Annotated in this window: 15 protein-coding genes and 2 CRISPR repeat arrays; of the genes, 2 read left to right on the forward strand and 13 right to left on the reverse strand. The window is 70.8% G+C overall.

Annotated elements, in window-relative coordinates; translation table 11 throughout:
- Positions 1 to 9: 9 nt before the first annotated feature.
- Positions 10 to 1,284: a VWA domain-containing protein gene (locus ACWDNY_RS08380; protein ID WP_451644940.1), complete on the forward strand. Its 1,275-nt coding sequence runs from the start codon at positions 10 to 12 to the stop codon at positions 1,282 to 1,284.
- Complete coding sequence (locus ACWDNY_RS08385; protein ID WP_451644941.1) at positions 1,284 to 2,102, forward strand: hypothetical protein; 819 nt, start codon at positions 1,284 to 1,286, stop codon at positions 2,100 to 2,102. Before ACWDNY_RS08380 ends, ACWDNY_RS08385 begins: the two co-directional genes overlap by 1 nt.
- A gap of 125 nt (positions 2,103 to 2,227) precedes the next feature.
- A CRISPR array of direct repeats spans positions 2,228 to 5,066; the repeat unit is 29 nt; unit sequence GGGACCATCCCCGCGGGTGCGGGGAGCAC.
- Positions 5,067 to 5,160: 94 nt separating this feature from the next.
- Here ACWDNY_RS08385 and cas2e read toward each other — a convergent pair.
- The 13 genes from cas2e to ACWDNY_RS08450 all read right to left on the reverse strand — a co-directional run bounded on the left by cas2e (position 5,161) and on the right by ACWDNY_RS08450 (position 20,142).
- The gene (cas2e, locus tag ACWDNY_RS08390; RefSeq protein WP_451644942.1) at positions 5,161 to 5,505 is read right to left on the reverse strand and encodes a type I-E CRISPR-associated endoribonuclease Cas2e; all 345 of its coding nucleotides are present in this window, start codon (positions 5,503 to 5,505) and stop codon (positions 5,161 to 5,163) included.
- A complete protein-coding gene (gene cas1e, locus ACWDNY_RS08395; RefSeq protein WP_451644943.1) occupies positions 5,502 to 6,476 on the reverse strand; it encodes a type I-E CRISPR-associated endonuclease Cas1e in 975 nt (324 codons plus the stop codon). Before cas1e ends, cas2e begins: the two co-directional genes overlap by 4 nt.
- Before the next feature lie 4 nt (positions 6,477 to 6,480).
- Positions 6,481 to 7,266: a type I-E CRISPR-associated protein Cas6/Cse3/CasE gene (gene cas6e / locus ACWDNY_RS08400; RefSeq protein WP_451644944.1), complete on the reverse strand. Its 786-nt coding sequence runs from the start codon at positions 7,264 to 7,266 to the stop codon at positions 6,481 to 6,483.
- Positions 7,266 to 7,988 (reverse strand): type I-E CRISPR-associated protein Cas5/CasD, encoded by a 723-nt coding sequence (gene cas5e / locus ACWDNY_RS08405; protein WP_451644945.1) that lies wholly within the window; start codon positions 7,986 to 7,988, stop codon positions 7,266 to 7,268. The genes cas6e and cas5e overlap by 1 nt, the downstream gene beginning before the upstream one ends.
- Positions 7,985 to 9,175: a type I-E CRISPR-associated protein Cas7/Cse4/CasC gene (gene cas7e, locus ACWDNY_RS08410; RefSeq protein WP_451644946.1), complete on the reverse strand. Its 1,191-nt coding sequence runs from the start codon at positions 9,173 to 9,175 to the stop codon at positions 7,985 to 7,987. Before cas7e ends, cas5e begins: the two co-directional genes overlap by 4 nt.
- On the reverse strand, positions 9,172 to 9,870 hold the full coding sequence (gene casB, locus ACWDNY_RS08415; protein ID WP_451644947.1) for a type I-E CRISPR-associated protein Cse2/CasB: 699 nt from the start codon (positions 9,868 to 9,870) through the stop codon (positions 9,172 to 9,174). The genes cas7e and casB overlap by 4 nt, the downstream gene beginning before the upstream one ends.
- The gene (gene casA, locus ACWDNY_RS08420) at positions 9,867 to 11,561 is read right to left on the reverse strand and encodes a type I-E CRISPR-associated protein Cse1/CasA (RefSeq protein ID WP_451644948.1); all 1,695 of its coding nucleotides are present in this window, start codon (positions 11,559 to 11,561) and stop codon (positions 9,867 to 9,869) included. Before casA ends, casB begins: the two co-directional genes overlap by 4 nt.
- 679 nt (positions 11,562 to 12,240) lie before the next feature.
- Positions 12,241 to 15,195, reverse strand: coding sequence for a CRISPR-associated helicase Cas3' (gene cas3 / locus ACWDNY_RS08425; RefSeq protein ID WP_451644949.1), 2,955 nt, complete (start codon positions 15,193 to 15,195; stop codon positions 12,241 to 12,243).
- 233 nt (positions 15,196 to 15,428) lie between these two features.
- Positions 15,429 to 16,373: a CRISPR direct-repeat array (repeat unit 29 nt; unit sequence CTGCTCCCCGCACCCGCGGGGATGGTCCC).
- A gap of 359 nt (positions 16,374 to 16,732) precedes the next feature.
- The gene (locus ACWDNY_RS08430; protein WP_451644950.1) at positions 16,733 to 17,164 is read right to left on the reverse strand and encodes an NUDIX hydrolase; all 432 of its coding nucleotides are present in this window, start codon (positions 17,162 to 17,164) and stop codon (positions 16,733 to 16,735) included.
- Positions 17,165 to 17,182: 18 nt separating this feature from the next.
- Positions 17,183 to 17,977, reverse strand: a complete 795-nt coding sequence (locus tag ACWDNY_RS08435) for an STM4013/SEN3800 family hydrolase (protein WP_451644951.1) — start codon at positions 17,975 to 17,977, stop codon at positions 17,183 to 17,185.
- Positions 17,974 to 18,480: a hypothetical protein gene (locus ACWDNY_RS08440; protein ID WP_451644952.1), complete on the reverse strand. Its 507-nt coding sequence runs from the start codon at positions 18,478 to 18,480 to the stop codon at positions 17,974 to 17,976. The genes ACWDNY_RS08435 and ACWDNY_RS08440 overlap by 4 nt, the downstream gene beginning before the upstream one ends.
- On the reverse strand, positions 18,458 to 19,120 hold the full coding sequence (locus ACWDNY_RS08445; RefSeq protein WP_451644953.1) for a dTMP kinase: 663 nt from the start codon (positions 19,118 to 19,120) through the stop codon (positions 18,458 to 18,460). The genes ACWDNY_RS08440 and ACWDNY_RS08445 overlap by 23 nt, the downstream gene beginning before the upstream one ends.
- Positions 19,117 to 20,142 (reverse strand): radical SAM protein, encoded by a 1,026-nt coding sequence (locus ACWDNY_RS08450; RefSeq protein ID WP_451644954.1) that lies wholly within the window; start codon positions 20,140 to 20,142, stop codon positions 19,117 to 19,119. Before ACWDNY_RS08450 ends, ACWDNY_RS08445 begins: the two co-directional genes overlap by 4 nt.
- Between the last annotated feature and the right edge of the window lie 169 nt (positions 20,143 to 20,311).

Below are 20,311 nucleotides of genomic sequence, written 5' to 3' on the forward strand. Positions count from 1 at the left end.
GATCCGCCGATGATCACAAGACAACGGCTGGCGGCAGGGGTCTGTGCTCTGCTCGCCGCCCTGACGGCCGGGACGGCCTTCCCCGCGACGGCGGCCGCCGACGAGCCGGACGGCCGCGCCGCCCCCAAGGTCGAGCTCGTCCTCGACGTCAGCGGCTCCATGCGCACGCGGGACATCGACGGCGGCACGCGGATGGCGGCGGCGAAGCAGGCGTTCAACGAGGTACTCGACGCGACGCCCGAGGAGGTCCAGCTCGGCATCCGCACCCTCGGCGCCAACTACCGCGGCAACGACCGTCAGACGGGCTGCAAGGACACCGAGCAGCTCTACCCCGTCGGTCCGCTGAACCGGACCGAGGCGAAGACGGCGGTCGCGACGCTGGCACCGACGGGCTGGACGCCGATCGGGCCCACGCTGCTGAAGGCGGCCGGGGACCTCGACGGCGGCGACGGCACCCGCCGCATCGTCCTGATCAGCGACGGCGAGGACACCTGCCAGCCGCTGGACCCGTGCGAGGTGGCCCGGGAGATCGCGGCCAAGGGCATCGGCCTGACCATCGACACCCTCGGCCTGGTACCGGACGCCAAGACCCGCGACCAGCTCAGCTGCATCGCGGACGCCACCGGAGGCACCTACACCTCCGTGCGCCACAAGGAGGAACTGACCGACCGCGTCGGCCAGTTGGTCGACCGGGCCGCCGACCCGGTGGTGACACCGGTGGCCACGAACGGCGCGTCCGAGTGCGCGAAGGCACCGCGGCTGGAGTCAGGCCTGTACACCGACCGTGAGGAGTTCGGGCAGCAGCGCTGGTACCGGGTGGAGGTGCTGCCCGGCCAGGAACTGCGCGCGTCGGTGAGCGTCGCCGCGGACCGGGCCGTCAACCCGGGCCACGGCGTGCTGCTGCGCGCCGTCACGGTGCACGGCCGGGAGATCGTGCGCGGTGAGGCCGCGGGCAACGGCCGCACGGACGCCGTCTCCACGGGCCTGCGCTACCCCAAGCCCGAGCAGGAGGACGCGGACACCGACAAGCCCGCGGCCGAGGCCGTCTGCCTGCAGGTCACCCACTCCTTCTCGGCGGCCGCCGGGGTGAAGGCCGCGCCGGGTCTGCCGCTGGAGCTCACCGTCGACGTGGTCGACGGGCCCGACCAGGCGGACGACGTCGCCGCTTTTGGACTCGGGCGCGGCTGGTGGCTGCTCGGCGTGCTGGTGCTGGCCGGCTTCGTCGCGGGTCTGCTGTGGGGCTGGCTGTCACGCTGGCGGGTCGCGGTCTGGAGGACGAACTGATGCGTATCACACGTGCGTTGAGCGTCGCGCTGCTGACGCTCGGGCTGGCCGCGGGGCCCGCGACGGCCGACTCCTCCCCGTCCGCGAGTCCGTCGGGGGACGGCGGTGCGCCCACGCAGGCGGGCACGTCCTTCCGCACGGCGACCGAGCTGGATCAGGGCCAGACGGCCACCGCGGACGGCTCGACCGGTGACTACCTGTACTGGTCCTTCCCGGCGGACGCGGGGCAGCGCCCCACCGTGCGGGCGACGGTCAAGCTGCCGGAGTCCCACGCCGGCCAGACCTGGCAGATCGACGTGTACGACGGGCTGCGGCGCCGGCAGGCCTGCCAGTACGGCGCCCAGACGCGCACCGCCGCCCGCGGCACCGCGTCGGTGGAGCTGGCCTGCGTCCTGCGCACGGTCCGCGCCTGGTCGGAGCCGTGGGCCAACGACCCACTGCCGGGCACGTACTACATACGCCTGACAGTGGTCGGCCTGGCGTCGTCCGACCTGGGCCTGCCGGTCAGGGCCGAGGTCCGGGCCGACTCCGTGGACGTCGGCGGCGCGGCCGCGGTGGACGGCTCCCTGGCCGAGCCGCTGGTGCCGGGCGTCGCGATGACGTCCCGGGACGGGGACGGCTCGGCGGCATCGGACGGCTCGGCGAAGTCGGCCGTGCTGTCGGCCGTGGAACCCGACGACGGCTGGTCCTCCGGCTGGTGGTCCGACCGGTGGGTGTGGACCGCGCTCGGCGGAGTGCTCGCCGCACTCGCGGGCGTCGGCGGCTACGCCCTGACCCGCGGCGCGGGCCGGCCTTCCCGGGTGCCGCCGGGGGTCTGACGGAACCTCACTGAATCGCCGGGGAGCCCCTGGCGGGCTCTCCCGCTCCGTCGGGAAACCCGCCGGGGGCTCAGCACTGTGACGGGGCACGGGGAGCACGTCGCCAGGACGCGATCAAGGAACGCGGGACCATCCCTGCGGGCGCGGGGAGCACTCCATGCGGGCCCGGATGTCGTCCTTGGTTGCGGGACCATCCCCGCGGGTGCGGGGAGCACTTGGCGACCTTCCGCAGGTCGGTGATCATCGCGGGACCATCCCCGCGGGTGCGGGGAGCACGGTTTCGAACAGCCGCGCCCACTCGGGGTGGCGGGACCATCCCCGCGGGTGCAGGGAGCACTCCACCAGGAGCGGCATCGCAGTGTCCCAGATGGGACCATCCCCGCGGGTGCGGGGAGCACGTGGACGGGATCTCGGTGACGATGCCGACGTGGGGACCATCCCCGCGGGTGCGGGGAGCACGGACCGATGCCGACCGAACCGACCACGCAGGAGGGACCATCCCCGCGGGTGCGGGGAGCACAGTTCTACCCGGCCGACTCCCGCTCGAAGTCCGGGACCATCCCCGCGGGTGCGGGGAGCACCTCCAGCTCTCTCGTGATCAAGTGCCCGGGGCGGGACCATCCCCGCGGGTGCGGGGAGCACGCGAGCCCGGCGCCGGACCGGAGCGCGTTCTGGGGACCATCCCCGCGGGTGCGGGGAGCACCTGACGATGAGGCCGAGGACCGCGGACAGCGTGGGACCATCCCCGCGGGTGCGGGGAGCGCAGCACTTCCACCACCCGCAGCCAGTTGCGGGGGGGACCATCCCCGCGGGTGCGGGGAGCGCGCCCTGACAACCCGCTCGCCGACTGGCTCACCGGGACCATCCCCGCGGGTGCGGGGAGCGCCAGGCGCCGGCCGTCCCGGCGCCGCGGCCCGAGGGACCATCCCCGCGGGTGCGGGGAGCGCCGCTTCCGGTGGGAGCAGGGCGAGCACGTTTCGGGACCATCCCCGCGGGTGCGGGGAGCGCTCACATCTGGAACGGCACCTCCCCCCCCCCCGTGCCGGGACCATCCCCGCGGGTGCGGGGAGCGCTTCATGACCTTCAGGCAGAACCGCAGCACGGCGGGACCATCCCCGCGGGTGCGGGGAGCGCCCGCCCTTCTTGATGGCGGCCGTGATCTTCGGGGGACCATCCCCGCGGGTGCGGGGAGCGCCCGACCTGCCCGCCACCACCGGACGCGACGTCGGGACCATCCCCGCGGGTGCGGGGAGCGCACGGTCACCGGCGGCAGGCCCCGGCGGGGTGGAGGACCATCCCCGCGGGTGCGGGGAGCACCGGTCGGGTATAGCACCTGACATCCGCGACGGGGGACCATCCCCGCGGGTGCGGGGAGCACCGGACGATCCTGCGATGGGTCGACGCGGGGGAGGGACCATCCCCGCGGGTGCGGGGAGCACTCGTCGGCAACCCACATGGACACGCGGCCCGCGGGACCATCCCCGCGGGTGCGGGGAGCACTCCATCAGCGTGCCCCGGGCCCTTATGACCCCGGGACCATCCCCGCGGGTGCGGGGAGCACAAGGACTTGTCCGCGGTCGTGGCGGATGACAAGGGACCATCCCCGCGGGTGCGGGGAGCACTGCTTGCGGATCTTCCGCACGGGCATGTCGCGGGGACCATCCCCGCGGGTGCGGGGAGCACCGCAACCCGCCGAGCCGAAGCCGCCGGTTCTGGGGACCATCCCCGCGGGTGCGGGGAGCACGCCGCCTCCCACACCGACGGCAGACGCACATCGGGACCATCCCCGCGGGTGCGGGGAGCACAATCCGATCAAGCTGAGCGACGTCGACGCGACGGGACCATCCCCGCGGGTGCGGGGAGCACAATCCGATCAAGCTGAGCGACGTCGACGCGACGGGACCATCCCCGCGGGTGCGGGGAGCACCGGTTCCGGTGGGAGCAGGGCGAGCACGTCTCGGGACCATCCCCGCGGGTGCGGGGAGCACCAGCGCTTCGAGCGTGTCGGCGTACGTGCGGGGGGACCATCCCCGCGGGTGCGGGGAGCACAAATCGTGGCAGTAGTCCTCCACGTAAACGCCGGGACCATCCCCGCGGGTGCGGGGAGCACTTCAGTGAGTACCCGGCGATCGGCGCCCAGGTGGGACCATCCCCGCGGGTGCGGGGAGCACTGGCGGGCCGTCCGCCGACTGCGGGTCTCGCCGGGACCATCCCCGCGGGTGCGGGGAGCACAAGTACGGCCCGGAGGGCGCCGCGTCGGTCTGGGGACCATCCCCGCGGGTGCGGGGAGCACACGAACGCCCCCGGCGGGGGGATGCCGGGGGCGGGACCATCCCCGCGGGTGCGGGGAGCACGAGCTGGGGGACTTCGAGCAGGAGCGTGACGCGGGACCATCCCCGCGGGTGCGGGGAGCACTCGCCGTCCTGCGCGCGATGCGACGGCCTCGGGGGACCATCCCCGCGGGTGCGGGGAGCACAGCACGTCGCGCCACGTTCTGCCCTTGGCCCCGGGACCATCCCCGCGGGTGCGGGGAGCACGACCCGTCCTCGACCGCCCTGTACGACGTGGAGGGACCATCCCCGCGGGTGCGGGGAGCACCGTCGCTGGAGCCAGGTGCCGAAGCCTTCGGTGGGACCATCCCCGCGGGTGCGGGGAGCACCGGACGCTCGCACCCTAGTCGTGGCCGCAGGTGGGACCATCCCCGCGGGTGCGGGGAGCACGTGCGTTGTCGGCCCTTAATTCCGGTCTGATAGGGACCATCCCCGCGGGTGCGGGGAGCACAAGCACCATACCGGGCCGATTTGACGCGCCGAGGGACCATCCCCGCGGGTGCGGGGAGCACAGCGCCGTCATCGCCGCGCAGGCGATGAACACGGGACCATCCCCGCGGGTGCGGGGAGCACTCGGAGTCGCTTGACGACCATGCGACGGTCGAGGGACCATCCCCGCGGGTGCGGGGAGCACTCTTCGCTACCTGCGGCTTTGTCACGGCAGCAGGCTGTTCCGACTTAGTTTCTCGGATTCCGGCAATCCACGCGTAAGGCGTATACGCGCCACTTCAGCGGCTTCCATACCTGCGTCGCTTGGACGTGTTGCTCCAGCCCTTTTTCAGCGCGGGGGACGCGCTCTCGGTGCTCGGGCGGCGGATCAAGGTCAGACCTTCGTGGTCGACCGGGTGCCAGGCATGGTCGTGGGTGCGGAAGGTGAAGCCCTGCTCGTTGTTCGTGCTGTGGGCGAGGAGAGCGCGGCCCTGATTGGCGTACTGACGCACCTCGTCCCACAGCAGGTCGCGGATGCGTGCGGACGGGTTGCCGATGAAGACGCCAGCGGAGATTTCGAGCAGCCAGCGGGTGAGAAATCCGCGCAGGCCGGCTGGGCAGTTGGTGAGAACGATGACGGTCACCAGGTTGTCTCCACGTCGTACTCGTCTTCGGTATCTCCGTAGTTGCGGCCAGCGGCGACCTGGTGACCGCGGTCGCTTTGCAGCGTGACGATGTCGTGGTCCTCGTCCGCGGTAGTGGCTGCGGATGCCTCGGGCAGCAGAAGACGTTTGATGTCGCGCACGCAACGGTCAAGCAGCGAGGTTTCGTTGATGCGGTCGCGTAGCGCCCGGCGGGTACGCGGGCCGGTGTCTTCTTCGTCCTGTGCGGCGACGTCGAAGGCGATGGGGATGCCGATCTCGGTTTTGTACAGGTCGGCGATGTCGAGGACGAAGGACAGTTCATGCCCCGAGTGGACGAAGCCGAGGGCCGGGCTGCAGCCGAGGGAGGCGACAACGGCATGGGCGATGCCGTACATGCACTGAGCGGCGGCGGTGATGGCCTGGTTGACCGGATCGCCGCTGGTGAAGTCTCCGGGGGTGTAGCGGCGGCCGCGCCAGGGGACGCCGGTGCGGGCGGACTGGGCGCGATAGCAGTCCTTGACGCGGCGTCCTTCACGGCCGAGGAGTTCCTGGCGGGTGAGGCCGGCGGGGTCTTCGTCGGGAAAGCGCAGGCGGTACATCGCGCGGGCGACCGCGAGCCGGCTGCGGGTATTGGCCCACTGCACGGCTTGTGCTTCGGCGAGGGCGGAGGAGCGGGTCAGGGCGCGACCGCCGGCGTAGTAGCGCACGCCCTGCTCGCCCACCCAGCAGACCGTGGCGCCGGTTTCGCCGAGGACGCTCATCGCCTGGTGGGTGATGCGGGTGCCGGGTCCGAGGAGGAGGGTGCCGATGGTCGCCGAGGGGATGTGGGTGGTGCCGTCGGCGTCCTCCGCGGTGATCGCGTTGGCGTCCCGGTGCACGGTGCAGCGCTCGAGGTAGACGAAGGACAGCCGTTCGCTGGTGCGGGTGAGTTGGCGCGGGGTGAGCGCGACGCGCTGAGAGACTGCGGTCACCGTCTCACCCTGCCGTGCCGAGCGGTGCCAGGGTGAGCAGACCACAGCCGTATGCCTTGGCCTTGCCGATCCCTTGGGTGAGGGCGCGGCGTAGCAGTTGCGGGTCGGTGATCTCCAGGCGACCGTCGAAGGTGACGGTGACCAGGCTGACCGGCGGTGTGCGGCGGGCGACCAGGGTGTTGGTGCTGCGGGACTTGTTGAAGGCCACGGAGCGCTTGTCGCGGACGGTGAGTTCGTACCGGTCGCCGTGGTGGGGTTGCTTGGTGTGCGTGGTGCCGCCGGGAAGCAATCGCTCGTCGTCTGCTTTTTCCAGTACGCGGAACCCGCAGGTTTCCTGGCGCTTCAGGAGCCAGCCCATCTGGTGCACCGGAGTGAGATGAGCGGTGCGCTTGGTTGGTTCGTCGTCCTTGCGGCGGATGTGATGGATGGGGTTGGCGGTGAGGCGAAACGCCCATCGGTCGCCGGTGCTGAGCCGGTCGAGGAATGGACCGTAGGGGCGGCTCTGCCACCCCGGCTCGGCCGGGTTGGCGGCGGCTGCGGCGGGCCAGCCGGCTTGTTCGACGAGGTGCGTGAGGTCGGGCCGGTCGGGACTGACAATGTAGAGCATGACCTCGGCGCGCGTGGTGTGGTCCAGCCGCCACAGCACACGCGGACCGTCTGCCGGGGGCGTGGCGGTGGGCAGCAGCGTCGGAAAGGACGACATGACGGCTGCGTGCATGGCCTGCGGTGAGGACAGCAGGCGGCGGGCACCGGGCCGCGCGGTGTTCACGCGGAAGCGGGTGAGGAACATCAGGCGCTCTCTTCGTCCAGGGCGTCGAACGGGTCGTGCCGGGGCAGTTGCCGGGCGGACGGGTTGGGGATGCGCACGCTGTCGCTGACCTGGGCGCGCATGGCGTGGCGCCGGTGCTCGGCGGCGAAGCTGAGCGGCTGATCGCGCAGGGTGTCCGCGGTGTGCTGTTCGTGGTCGTCCGCTTCGCGCAGCACGGTCAGTTCGACCTCGCCCTGACTGCGGTGTTGTTTGCGGTACCACAGCGATGCCTGCCACGGCTCTTCCTGCAGTGCGTCCTTGAGACTGCCGCGGTCGTACAGGCCGAGCTCGATGGGCAGGGAGGGCGGGCAGGAGCGGCGGCCGAGGAAGGCCGCGTACACCGGGGTGCGCAGCGCTGCGTGCAGCTGGGCGAGCAGCCGATGATCGCCTTCGAGGGCGGCGACGAACACGGCGTCGGCGAGGTAGAAGCGTTCCGACAGCGGCATGGCTTTGCCGGTGACGCCGTGGTGGGCCGTGTGGAAGTCCCGCAGGCGGGTGCCGGGCTGGTCGATGCGGACGCCGAACCTCAGGGCTGCCAGCGGTGTGAGTCGGTGGTCGTCGCCGCGTTCGATGCCGGCTGCGGCGGCGAGCATGCCGATGACGCCGCTTTTGGTGGGGGCGGACTCGGTGGTGCGGCGGGCGAAGCGGGACGAGGCCCCCCAGGACTGCAGGGGGCCGGCGAGCCGCAGGGTCAGCACGCTCATGCGGGCTTCTCCAGGCGCTCGGAGACGGCCTGGCCGACGGCGGCGACGAGTTCGCCGAGGTTGTCCGCCTCAGTGCCGATCCCGGCGAGCTTGAGGGTGTTGGGGCCGACGCGCAACACCCAGGTGAAAGTGTCTTCGTCGCCGTAGGCACGCTCGATGTCGGGGATGTACTCGGCCAGGCGCTCGGAGGCCTCCCGGACATAGCCGCCGTTTTCGCCACGTACCGGATCCTCGAAGGCGGCGACGAAGCTGACGGGCCGGGTGGTGCGCAGCTTGACGATCACGGCGTCGGGCAAGGTGTGGTGCCCGAAGGTGTTGATCTTGCCGGTGGGCAGGGAGGCGATGAAGCCGTGGACGAAGGCCTCCACGGCCCGGCGGACCGGATCGGTGCGCGGCTCCTCCTCGCGCAGGCCCTGCCCGAGGTTGGCGGCGAGCTGGTGGACGCCGAGGGCGGCGTAGCGGTAGAGGGTGGCGGAGTTGAAGTCGACGGTGCCGATCATGCCGGCGCCGGTCTCTGCATCGGTGTTCTCGTCGTCGACGGCGGTGTAGTAGTCGGACTCGTTGTCCACGCGGTGGACGCTGATGGCGTGAGCGACCTGAACGGCGGCGTCGACGTTGATGTCGGCGTCGTCGGCCACCATGCGGCCGAACAGGGCGATGTCGACGGAGTGGAGGGTGTCCGCGATCTGCTTCGCCCGGCCCTTGTTGTCCTTGTCCTTCAGGAAGGCAGTGATGTCGGCGGCGCCCTCGACGGCGAGGCGGGCCAAGCCGTCGAGCTGGCGGGTGCTGAGGAATACCAGGTACTTGGACTGGGGTGCCGGTTCGGGCTCGCCGTCCTTGCCAGCATTGGCCTTGCGCTTGGGAACCTCGGTCTTCAGTCCGGCGGCCTTGACGATCTCGTCCGCGATCCGCAGCGTGTTCTCACCAGTGAGGGTGGAATCGAGGGCGGTGATCCGGGCTGCAACCGCCTCCACGATCTTCTTGGTCCGCACGCCGAGCTCACTCGGATCCAGCAGCTGCTGGTTCTTGAAGTAGGTGCGGGTGGCCCGCTTCCAGGCCTGGCTGGAGACGCGGGCGCGCGGCACTCCCCCGTAGACGGCGCTCTTGGGGGCCCCGGTGTCGTCGCGGTTGAGGTTGCTGGGCGGAACGGTCTGCAGGGCGTGCACGTCGAGGAAGATGCGGTTCACGAGGCGTCCTTGTCAGGGTCCGTGGTGCTGGTGGTGTTGGAGTCGCCGGGCGTGCCGGCGGGGGCCGGATCGTTGGTGCTGGGCTTGTCGTGCCAGGCGTGGAAGGAACGGCCCCACTCCCTGCGGACGACGTCCGCGCCGCCCGGCCGCTGCCAGGTGTAGAGCTGGCCGGCCAGCAGCGCGTGGTCGAGTTCGAGGTCCTCGCGGCGCAGCAGGACGACGATGTCTCGCAGCCGCTGAGCGAGGACCGCGAGGTCGGGTGCGGTGCCAGCGCGGACGAGGCGCTTGTGCACGGCCTCGTCGATCTCGCCGGGCTTCATCATGCGGCGCACCGCGGCTCCCAGGCCCCGGCGGCGGTCCGGCCGGTCGGCCTGGTACATGCCGGTACGGCGGGACTGCTGGTGCAGCGCGTACAGCGTGAGGGCGACGTGGAGGGCGTCCTCGGCCCGCACCAGTTCGCTTTCGCTCAGGGTCCGAGCGCCGTCGGGGGTTTCGTGCAGGGGGCCGGTGTCGATCAGGGCCCACAGGTCCGGCAGCTGCCCGGCAGGCCGGCCTGCGCCGCGCCGGAGCCGGGCGAGGGCCGCGACGGCATGAGACTGATCATCAAGGTAGCCCCGTTGAAGGGCGGCGATGTGGGCGGCGGCGAGCCGGGTGACCCGGACGCGGGGAGTGACAGGTGCAGTGGCGGTGGTCATGCGGGTGCCCTCACGGTGATCTCGGGCGCCGGGGATGCGTCCGCGTCCGGCGGCAGGTCGAAGGAGTCGGGGCGGCCAAGCCCCGAGCGCAGAGCGGCGTGGAACCACTTGCCGGCGAGGGCTGAGTTCAGCCACTCGGTGCCGTGCTTGAGCTGGACGGTCCGGCCCTGCCAGGCCGCGTCCCCGGCCGCGGCCATCAACCGGTCACCGAGCCCGACGACGATTTCGTGCACCTGCTGCTGCCAGGCGGTGCGCTGCGCGTAGGGGTCGTCAGTGTCGGCGAGGCGGGCCAGCCAGGTGCGGTACGGGGCCTCCAGGAGGCCGTAGGCCACATCACGGGCGCTGGAGCGTGGCCCATCGCTCTCCGTGCCGGCCGCGCGGGCGAGGTTGGTGGCGAGATCACCGAGCGCGTTGACCGCAAGGTCCGCGTCAGCGACAGCGGCGACGGCCTGCTCGGCGTAACGCCGGTCCTGGTGGTGCAGCAGGACCACGGCCATGGCCACGTGGTCGTCGACGACCTCGTCGATCACCGACTGCTGCGTGCCATAACTGGCGCCGATGATCCGGGCCCGCACCAAGAAGCCGTGCTCCAATTCCCCCTCGGTCACCAGGCGGGCCACCCACTCCAGGATGCCCGGCCGCAGGTAGTCGGCAGGCTCAGCCCCTTGCACCGTGGCGGCCTCGTTGATGAGCAGGGCGCCGATCCCGCGCCATGCGGCACGCTCCGGCGCATGCTCGCGCGGCAGATAGACCGGAATCTTCTTCAGCTTCTTCTCCTGGGGCCTGCTGCGCCGCCAGGCGGTCATCGGCTCCCGGTGCTGCCGGTCCCGGGCGGCCAGCGGGTCCCCGTAGCCGAGAACGACGCCGTGCACACCCCTCTCATCGAAGTGCAGACGCAGGCGCCGCGTCTGCCACGTGTACAGATCGCGCGCCCCCACCGGGGCGCGCTCCGTACCGCCCGGACCGCACGGCGGCCTGCGCCACGCCGGCGCGTCCGAGTCATCGATCTGCAGATTGGGAGTGTCGGCAGCGACCAGGTTAAGCAGCAGCGTCTCGCGCAGGGTGCCACCTTCGACGAAGACGCCGCCGAGGTTCCCGGCCCAGCCGACTCCCAGGGGGTAGACCTTGCCCTTCTTGGCTCGCGTGTCGCCCTCCACGCCGGTCTTGATGCCGGACGTGTCGTAGGCGTGCGCGTGCACGACCCAGCGGGCCGCCTCGGCGAAGCTGACCCGCTCAACGGTGGGCATCCGGGCAGTGAAAAACGGCTCGCCGTTGGGGACGTCGGCCACGATCCGGTTCAGGGTGAACACCTCGTCCTGCCCGGTTCGCAGACCCGCGGTCTGGAAGAACGGCACCTGCGCGTCGAGCAAGTCGAACCGTCCCCGGTGCGCGTCCAGGTACGCCCCGACCGGCGTAAAGCAGTACTCGTCCGCCCACAACTCCGCCCAAGTATCGATGTCTTGCGGTCCGTCGAGCGCGTCGTGCGCGACCGCCAGCAGCACACGCATCAGAGCGAACTCCTGAGTGGGCAGGTCACCGACGATGCGCCGCAGATCGCGTGCCTGCTCGAACACTTCACGCAACGACAACTCGTCCTGGCTGCCGTCCTGCCTCAGAACCGGAATCCATGGCCGGGCGGTGAGGTCGAACGACAGCACGCCGTCGCTGTCGCTGTGGTCATCTTCAGGCACGGGTCACCTCAAGACCGTCGCTGGGACTGTAACGGAGGCAGAAGCCTGCCAGGTGGGTCTGACAATCCACGCCGGACGGACGGGCCCACGGCACCCAGACCATCAGCCCTCGGCCTGCCCCTTGCAGACGGTCCTTCCAATGAACCAGCAACCGTGGCAACGCCGGGTGCACCGTTGCGGAACGTGCCCAGGACCTGGGGCGATGGACCAGGTTCCAGTAAGACGTGCGACATGAGGCCACCAACCCTCTAGAGTGCGTGCCGTTACCACAACAGACTAAGGGGAGTTGCGAGTTGAGCGCGTGGATTCGGTGGATACTGGTGACAGGAGCTGTTGTGATCACCTTTTGGTTAGCTCTCTTGCTGGGTCGCCGGCTTCCGCTGGCAAGCCCAGCGGATGAAGCCGCCAGGTGGGGCGTCGCCACAGCCCTGGCAGGTGCGGTATGTGCTGTAACGGGCCGACCCTTGATCCGGTGGGCGGAAAGAGGCCGACAAGGCGTCTCTCCGCCTCGCGCCGCACCCGGCACGGAAGATAAGACCGCGTGCGCGGAAGAGTCCCTCGAGTAGCATGCGGTCATTGCTCCCTGTCAAGACGGGGATGGCCCCAGACTGAGGGGCGTAACCAGGCTTGTGGCTTCGCTGCTCCCCGCCTCCTGCGGGGATTTCTTCTTACTCATCCGCTAGCGGGCCGTGCTGTCCTCCTGCCATTCATCGCGGGTCACCTTGAGGCCGTCGCTTGGGCTGTAGCGGAGGCAGAAGCCTGCCAGGTGGGTCTGACAATCCTCGTCGAGCGCGAGGATCAGCTGGCCGGCGAGCCAGGGGCTGTCCTTGCTCTGCCAGGCAGGCACATACAGCTCCTCGAGCTCGTCGATCGCCTGGTCCATGACGTCGGCGTAGCTGAACTGGATGGGCAGCCGCAGTCCGCAGCTTGCCGCGGTGCGGGCCGCGAATGCGGTCGGTACCTGGTCCGTGGGCAGTGCCAACCCGGCGCGGGGGCGGCCCCGGCCGTCCGGCTCCAGCCACGGCACCGTGGCCAGTGTGCCGTCGGCGCGCCGCTGCACGACCACGACCTCCAGGCTCTCGCGGCTGTCCCGAACCTGGGCCCGGCCCTGGCGGGTGTCGTCCGCGTCCCCGACACCTGCTGCGACCCAGCCGAACAGCGGCCGGCCGGGCCGGGCGGCAGCATCCAGTCGGAACGTCGAGGCCCGCTCGGCCTGCTCCGCGCGATGTTCCTCGTGCCACGCGCGGGCAGCTTGGAGCTCCTGCGCCCAGTCGGCCGGGCCATCGAGTGCGTCGGCGTAGGCGCGCTGCACCAGGGGGCTGATGTCCGTCGGCAGCCGCACCGGACGCTCCGGGCCGCCGTCCAGGTGCGGCAGCAGGGCGGCAGCGGAGCGCAGCAGCGCATGGGCCCCGTACACGGCGAGCGAGCCGCGTACCGGCGCGGGCACGGGGGCGCTCCAGTCGACGCCAGTGACCAGGCACCGTGCCTGGCGCAGACGCTCGGGCCGGTCGCTCTGTTCCTCACCGCCGCGCAGGTGCCGGTGCAGACGTCCGATGCGCTGCAACAGGAGGTCGACCGGGGCGAGGTCGGTGACCAGCAGGTCGAAATCGACGTCCAGGGACTGCTCGGCGACCTGGCTGGCGACGACGATGTGCGCCGTCTGCGGACGGTCGGCCTTGCCCGGTGGCCCGAAGCGTTTGAGGAGGTCGGCGTCCTTGGCGGCCCGGTCGATGTCGATGAAACACGAGTGAGCGACGGTGACATTCGCTTCCCCGAACCTCTCCCGCAGTGTGGCCGCTGTTTCAAGGACGCGGCGCACGGTGTTGCGTACGACCAGGACACAGCCGCCTGCGGCGAGTTCCTTCTCCAGTCGGTCGGCGAGGGTGTCCACGTCGTCGTCGAGTCGCTTCAGTTCGACGTCCGTGCGGCGAGCCGAGGCCGCAGGACGCCGCATGACTGGCGCGCCACCGGGCGTGACCGCCGTCAATAGCGGATAGTCGTCGGCCCGGGCGACAGCCTCCAACGCAGCCGCGGCCTCACCGGTGGCCTTTCCCGCGTACGCCTCGGCCAGTTCCCTTCGCCGGCCGGCCGGCAGCGTCGCGGACAGCACCACCACCGGCACCCGGTAGGCACCCAGCCACGACAGCACGCGGTCGAGATAGACGCTCATGTATGCGTCGTAGGCGTGCGCTTCGTCGATGACGACGACCTTCCCGGCGATCGCAAGGTGACGCATCGCCAGGTGCCGGCTCTTGAGCCCGGCGAACAGCAGCTGATCGACCGTGCCCGTGACGAACGACGACAGCATGGCCTTCTTACGCCCTCGAAGCCATGCGTGAGCGACGAGTCCAGCCGCAGCCGAACGGCTGCGGCTCGACGGCCGCCACTCACGCTCCGCGGCTCCGTCCACATCGACCGCAGCAACCCGCCGGCTCCGGCCCATGAGATCGACGAAGTCCTCATTGAGAGCAGCCTTGGAATGGGCCAGCAGTACCGAGTAGCGAGTCCCCTGCGGGGCAGGCAGACGGTCGAGCCAGTCCAACAGGCGAGGGAACATCGCGTTGCCGGTGGCCATCGTCGGCAACGCGAAGAAGACCCCGCCCGCCCCGGACCGCGCGGCGAGGACCTCGACAGCGGCGAGCGCGGCCTCCGTCTTCCCCTCCCCCATCGGCGCTTCGATCACCATCAGCCCCGGCTCGTCCATCTCCCGCGCCAGTTCGACAGCCGCCTCCTGCACCGGTCGAACCTTCGCTCCCGGCGGAAGGTCGAACCGGGACGCGAACAGCGCCTGCACATCCCCCACCGGTTTCTGGGCACGCCAGGGGCCGGGCAGGTCCAGTCCGCGCCAGGCGGCCGCGATGCGCTCTGAATCCGCGCGGGGCACATCCTCAGGGAAGTAGGGAAAGAGGTCGGGATTGCTGGCGATCCAGTCGGAGACGATGACCAGCGCAGAAAGCAGCACCTGCACCGGCTGCGGCAGCTTCACCGTCCGCCAGGCCGCCAGGCGCTCCCGTACGCCGAACTCGTCCGCGCAGGCGTCGAGCAATTCCTCCTGCACCCGCTTCCACAGCGTCCGGCTCGTGCCATGTGTGCGCAGTAGATCGGGATGACGGTCAATCGCCTGGATCTGCCCGTGTTCCGGCGGCACCCCGTGATGCCCACCCACCGCCACCGTGAACTGCCCAGTCTGCTTGACCGTCCAGCCGTGCCGCTCCTCCAGCCACTCCCCCAGCAGCATCTGTCCGGCCAGCCCATGCGGCGCGAGCCGCCGGTCCGCGCCCATCGCCTGTCGCGAGCGCATCTCCAGCCCATGACCACGCATGACCTGCGCCAGCTGCTCAACCTGACAGGCGAACGCAGGCGTTGCCTTCCCGATGTCGTGCACACCGGCCAGCCACACCACCAGCTGACGGGCATCCGCCTCCCCATCAGGCAGCGCCTCGGCGATCAACTTCCGCACGGACAGCGGCAGCCACTCGTCCCACAACCGCCCGGCCACGGCGGCACTGTCCTCCATGTGCCGCCACAACGGCAGCCACCGGTCGGAATCACGCTCGTGCTTGGCCCATACGCTCAGCGCCGGCCTGCCCAACCGGGCATGAAGCCCAGCAGGGACGCCCCCCTCACCTGTCATGCCAGATGCATACAGGACGTAAGTGAGCCATGAAACCAATACGAGAAACGTGGCAGTGCCTACTGCCGGTTTAGACCGAGCAGGGGACACCGGCGTCGGAATGGGCCTAGGATTGGATCTTTGGCCAGGCTGCCACAACAGGCACTCGGGGGAACGGTCTGCACCTTCTGCCGGACTCGGTGAAACTCATGCAAACCGCGGCCCCTGCGCCGTAAACCCGCAGGTCGCACAGTCTGCTCCCCGCACCCGCGGGGATGGTCCCGGCGGCCGGTGGCGCGGCCACCGGCGGCGCCGCTGCTCCCCGCACCCGCGGGGATGGTCCCCACGAGCGCGCCGAGCAACAACGGTTGATCGGCTGCTCCCCGCACCCGCGGGGATGGTCCCGCGCACGCGCAGCGTAGCCGATTTACTCACCACTGCTCCCCGCACCCGCGGGGATGGTCCCGGCCACGATCATGTGGTCCAACTCGCCCCGGACTGCTCCCCGCACCCGCGGGGATGGTCCCGCGGCAGCCGCCGTCACCCTGGTCGGGTCCCTCTGCTCCCCGCACCCGCGGGGATGGTCCCCACTCGCGCCCCGAGTACGACGCCGGCTATCTCTGCTCCCCGCACCCGCGGGGATGGTCCCTCGACGAACGCGGCCACTTCCTCGTCGGTGGTCTGCTCCCCGCACCCGCGGGGATGGTCCCACCCCGTGGGGCCTGCTCCCGTCCGACCACGGCTGCTCCCCGCACCCGCGGGGATGGTCCCGGCTTCACCTACAGCCCGACCGCGACGGCTGCCTGCTCCCCGCACCCGCGGGGATGGTCCCGCGGAGAAGGATGAGTTCGTCCGGGAGGTCAACTGCTCCCCGCACCCGCGGGGATGGTCCCTGGTCGCCCTCGGGGTTGGACGCTGCGTAGGACTGCTCCCCGCACCCGCGGGGATGGTCCCTCCACGCCGAAGAGCTCGTAGGCCGTCGGCTTCTGCTCCCCGCACCCGCGGGGATGGTCCCCGGGTGGATGCTCGTTACGCAAGGGTGTGAGGCTGCTCCCCGCACCCGCGGGGATGGTCCCGACCGTGAGATGGACTGGAAAGTCCCGATCGGCTGCTCCCCGCACCCGCGGGGATGGTCCCTGCACGACGGGCGGGATCTCTGGCTCGCGGGACTGCTCCCCGCACCCGCGGGGATGGTCCCACATCGTCCCCACAGCGGATGCACCCTGTCCCTGCTCCCCGCAACCCGCGGGGATGGTCCCGTGGCAGCCCTGGCCGCTGCGATCGCTTCCCTCTGCTCCCCGCACCCGCGGGGATGGTCCCCGCCTCGCCAACGGGCGGAAGGCCGTCGGCAGCTGCTCCCCGCACCCGCGGGCATGGTCCCCACAGCACGCCGTCCCACGGCATGATCTCTTCCCTGCTCCGCGCACTCGCGGGGATGGCCCCATGGCGAGGGCCGGCACGACGGCGCCACCCCACTGCTCCCCGCACCCGCGGGGATGGTCCCTCTTCCCGCAGCTCGTGTGCGAGTTGTCTCACCTGCTCCCCAACGACGCAGGCCTCAATCAGCCGGACGATGGTGTGCCAAAAGGAGAGCCAACGGCCCGGCGGGCAGAAGGAAACGCCCGTCGTGTGCGGCCTGAAGGGCGACGGTCATCGGCCACCACATGAGCTTGAAGTCTTCTTCGTTCTCGGTCAGCTCCTGGGGGCCGAGCGTGAGGTCACGGGCCTCGAAGAGGTGGACGCGCGCCCTGGAACCGAGGGTGATGGCGTACGAGCCGAGCGGCCGCCACCGCTCCGCTGTGACGCCAGCTTCTTCGCGCAGCTCGCGGCGTGCGCACTCGAGCGGGGACTCACCGGACTCGAAACGGCCACCGGGCAGAAAGAGGTGTTCGCCTCCGTGGTGAGGGAAGTCCGCGCTGAGCAGGGCGACGAGGCCCTGGGCGTCGCGCGCAACGATCACGGAGGCGTCGGGCGTCGAGTCGGAACTCATGCCCGTGGAGGGTAGCGGTCAACCGTGCACCCAGGCAGCGAACGGCACGTCGAAGACGGCGGGGTGGGCGATGCCGCGCCCGTGGAAGCCGTCGTCTCCGTAGGCGTCGCCGTGGTCGGCGCACATGATGACCAGCCACCGGCCGTGCTGCGCCAGGCCGTCCAGTAGGCGGCCGAGGTGCTCGTCGGCGTGGGCGAGGGCTGCGGCCTGGGAGGCGGTGGTGTCCTCGCTGGAGTTCAGGTAGTGGCCGTGGGGAACATGGGTTGCGCTGACGTTGACGAACAGAAACAGCGGTTGCTGGCCTGCGTAGGTGTCGGCGATCTCGAGGGCCTGATCGACCTGGTGGCGAGTGGAGTCCGGCTCGGGCGAGCCGAACTCCGGCCGCCAGTGATCCTCGTGGAACAGATCCGGCAGCACCGACCCGAGGGGCGTCTCACGGGAGAAGTAGGTGACCCCGCCGATGCAGACGGTCCTGTACCCGTGCTGCGTCACGCCCTCGAGGAGGTTCGGCGTGTCGAACTGGAACGTCTCGGGCGGCACCTTCTTGAAGGCCGGGGGTCGGCACTCCCACAGGCGGGGCGGCTGGGCGGGCTGCGGCAGCTTCGGCAGAAAGCCGGAGAAGTACGCCATGTGAGCGGGCAGCGTGAAGGTGCCGGGGGTTTGCCGGCGCTCCCACCCGCCCGGCAGCAGTTTCGCCAGGCGGGGTGTCCGGCCGGCCGTGAGGGCACTGTCGGCGACGTCGAATCGGAGGGAGTCCAGGGTGACGAACACGATGCCGGCTCCGGACGCGATGATCTCGGCGGCGTTGATCACGGGCGCTCTCCCTCAGTGAGCTTGCCGTGCCACGGCACGATGCGGCCCTTGGCGCGGTCGTTGACCGGGATGGGAACGCGGTCCTCAGCGATCAGGCGGCGAATCTCGGCCAAGCCGTTGCTGTCGTCGATCTGCACGCCCTGGCGGTCGAACAGCTCGATGCGTACGGTCGTGGCCCCGTCGTGGTCCGTTCCGGTGAGCCAGGCCCCGGGAGCCCCGCCGAGGTCGGCGAGGACGGTGAGGAACCGCTCACGGGTCTGGACACCCAAGGCCTGCACGGTGCAGGCGTAGTGCTCCGCGTTGATCGCACCGCGGCAGAAGCGCTCGGCGAACTCGGCGATGACGGGGTGCCCGTCGTGGGCGACCGCGATCCGGTCGGCTTCCTGAGTGACGACCAGGCAAGCGCCCACCCACCAGGCGACGCCCTTGTGGATCTGCCCGGGGAAGACGCCGGCCGCGCCGCACTCGCGGAACACGCGGTCAGCGTCGATCGGGTTCAGCACCGTTGGTCTCCAGGTGGGTGGTGATCAAGTCGGCGAGCTCATCGGCGGTCGCTCCGTCGGCGTCCACCCACACGGCCGTGGGGTCCTGTTCGGAAACCGAGGCGAAGTTCGCCAGCAGCCGGGGAAGCCGTCCCTTGACGGCCAGCAGGTCGGCGTCGTCTTGGGTTATGTCGTTCTTGCCGGCGAGCCGGGCGCGAAGCGTCTCTTCCGAACACTGCAGGTAGAAGGTGTGCGTCGGTGCGGTCAGGTAGGGCCGGTACGGCTCAAGGAGCGTCGTGACGGTCGTGACGGGTACGCGGTGAACGGCCGCGTGGCACGCGATCACGGAGGACACGTAGCGGTCCGCGATGACGGGTCCTGTGGCGCGTGTCTGCCGCATCGCGTCGGAGGCGTGCAGCAGGCCGGAGAGGTAGAACGCGAACTGCGGCAGCGGGCGGAGCCGGCCGTTGACGGTTTCGGACCAGCCGGTGTGGGGGTCGTGCAGGGTGTGGATGCCCGTGGCTGCCAGCCGCTTCACGAGGAGGTTGCGGAGCGTGGATTTGCCGACGCCGGACACTCCCTCAAGGACGATGAGCGGATCTTGTCCGCCCTCGTAGGAGAAAGGTTGGTAGGGCGGGGGCAGGCGGAATGCTTCGGTCACAGGGTTCCCTCCGTGAAGGCGGTGACGTGGCGTGCGACGTTGTCGGCGAGCCGGGTCGGGTCCGGCAGGAGCGGGGTGAGGTCCAGACGGAGGTCGTTCCGCAGGAGGCAGGGCTGCAGGCCGCCTTGGTGGTCCAGGCGCAGGGCCCAGAGCCCTTCGACGCAGTCGACGCGGCGCGGGCAGGTACCGCACTGGCCGACGTGGTGGCGGCCGAGGTTGCGGTGGATGACGTCGATCTCGACACCGTCGACGCGGAAGACACGGCGGCCCTGGCCCACGCCGGTGATCTCTGTGTGTTCCTCGCTGGTCAGGGTGCGCAGGTAGGAGACGGCGTGGTCGGCCGATACGGCGGAGGACGCGCGTCCCTCGTTGAAGTCGGTGCCGACGAGCTCGATGAGCTGCACCGGCATCCGTCGCTCCAGCGCGTAGTTGAGGATGGCCGGGACCTCGTGCACGTTCTCCTGCAGCAGGAGCGTGTTCACCTCCACGCGTGCGCAGCTCTCCCGGGCGGCGTCGATCCCGTCGAGGACGGTGCTGATGCTGTACCGGGTGCCGGCGATGGCCTTGAGGCTCGCGTCGGAGAAGTAGTGCAGGCTGACCTTGATCTTGTCGAGGCGAGTGTGGGACAGCCACGCTTTGTGCGTGCGAACGCGCGTGCCGTTGGTGATCAGGGTGTAGCTGGCGTCGGGGCCCTGCTCGGGGAGCTGCTCGAGGACCGGGCGGGCCAGCGGGGAGACCAGGGGCTCACCGCCGGTGAAATACACCCGCTTGAGGCCGGCTGCCATCAGCGAGCGGAGGATCGTGAGGTAGTCGTCCGGGCCGAGGACCCGCGGTCGCGGCTTCCGGGAACGGTCGATGCGCATGAGTGGGGGTGGGACATCCCCCTCGTTGTGGCAGAAGAAGCAGGCGATGTTGCACTGCGGTGTGAAGGACACCCGCAGTTGCCCGCGTAAGGCAGCGAAGTTCTGCAGCGCCGTGAAGTCGACGGCGTCGGTTGCTGCGGGACCGATCAGCTCTTGCATGCTGGCCTCCAGGACCATCCAAAGGTGACCCGCTGCCGCCCGAAAGCAGGGGCTGGGCGGCAGCGGGATGGGCCCGGCGCGCGAGAGACCACGCCGCACGGCGAAGCAGTCGTGGCACCACCGCGCGCCGGGGGTTTGGGCCTGCCCGACGGCCACGGCAGGACGTCAT

The sequence above is a fragment of the Streptomyces sp. NPDC003697 genome (assembly GCF_053587115.1).

Excerpts from the sequence above, each read along its gene's own strand:
- ACWDNY_RS08380 (WP_451644940.1), top strand. The coding sequence starts at position 10 with ATGATCACAAGACAACGGCTGGCGGCAGGGGTCTGTGCTCTGCTCGCC.
- ACWDNY_RS08385 (WP_451644941.1), top strand. The coding sequence starts at position 1,284 with ATGCGTATCACACGTGCGTTGAGCGTCGCGCTGCTGACGCTCGGGCTG.
- cas6e (WP_451644944.1), bottom strand. The coding sequence starts at position 7,266 with ATGTTCCTCACCCGCTTCCGCGTGAACACCGCGCGGCCCGGTGCCCGC.
- cas5e (WP_451644945.1), bottom strand. The coding sequence starts at position 7,988 with ATGAGCGTGCTGACCCTGCGGCTCGCCGGCCCCCTGCAGTCCTGGGGG.
- casB (WP_451644947.1), bottom strand. The coding sequence starts at position 9,870 with ATGACCACCGCCACTGCACCTGTCACTCCCCGCGTCCGGGTCACCCGG.
- cas3 (WP_451644949.1), bottom strand. The coding sequence starts at position 15,195 with ATGACAGGTGAGGGGGGCGTCCCTGCTGGGCTTCATGCCCGGTTGGGC.
- ACWDNY_RS08430 (WP_451644950.1), bottom strand. The coding sequence starts at position 17,164 with ATGAGTTCCGACTCGACGCCCGACGCCTCCGTGATCGTTGCGCGCGAC.
- ACWDNY_RS08450 (WP_451644954.1), bottom strand. The coding sequence starts at position 20,142 with ATGCAAGAGCTGATCGGTCCCGCAGCAACCGACGCCGTCGACTTCACG.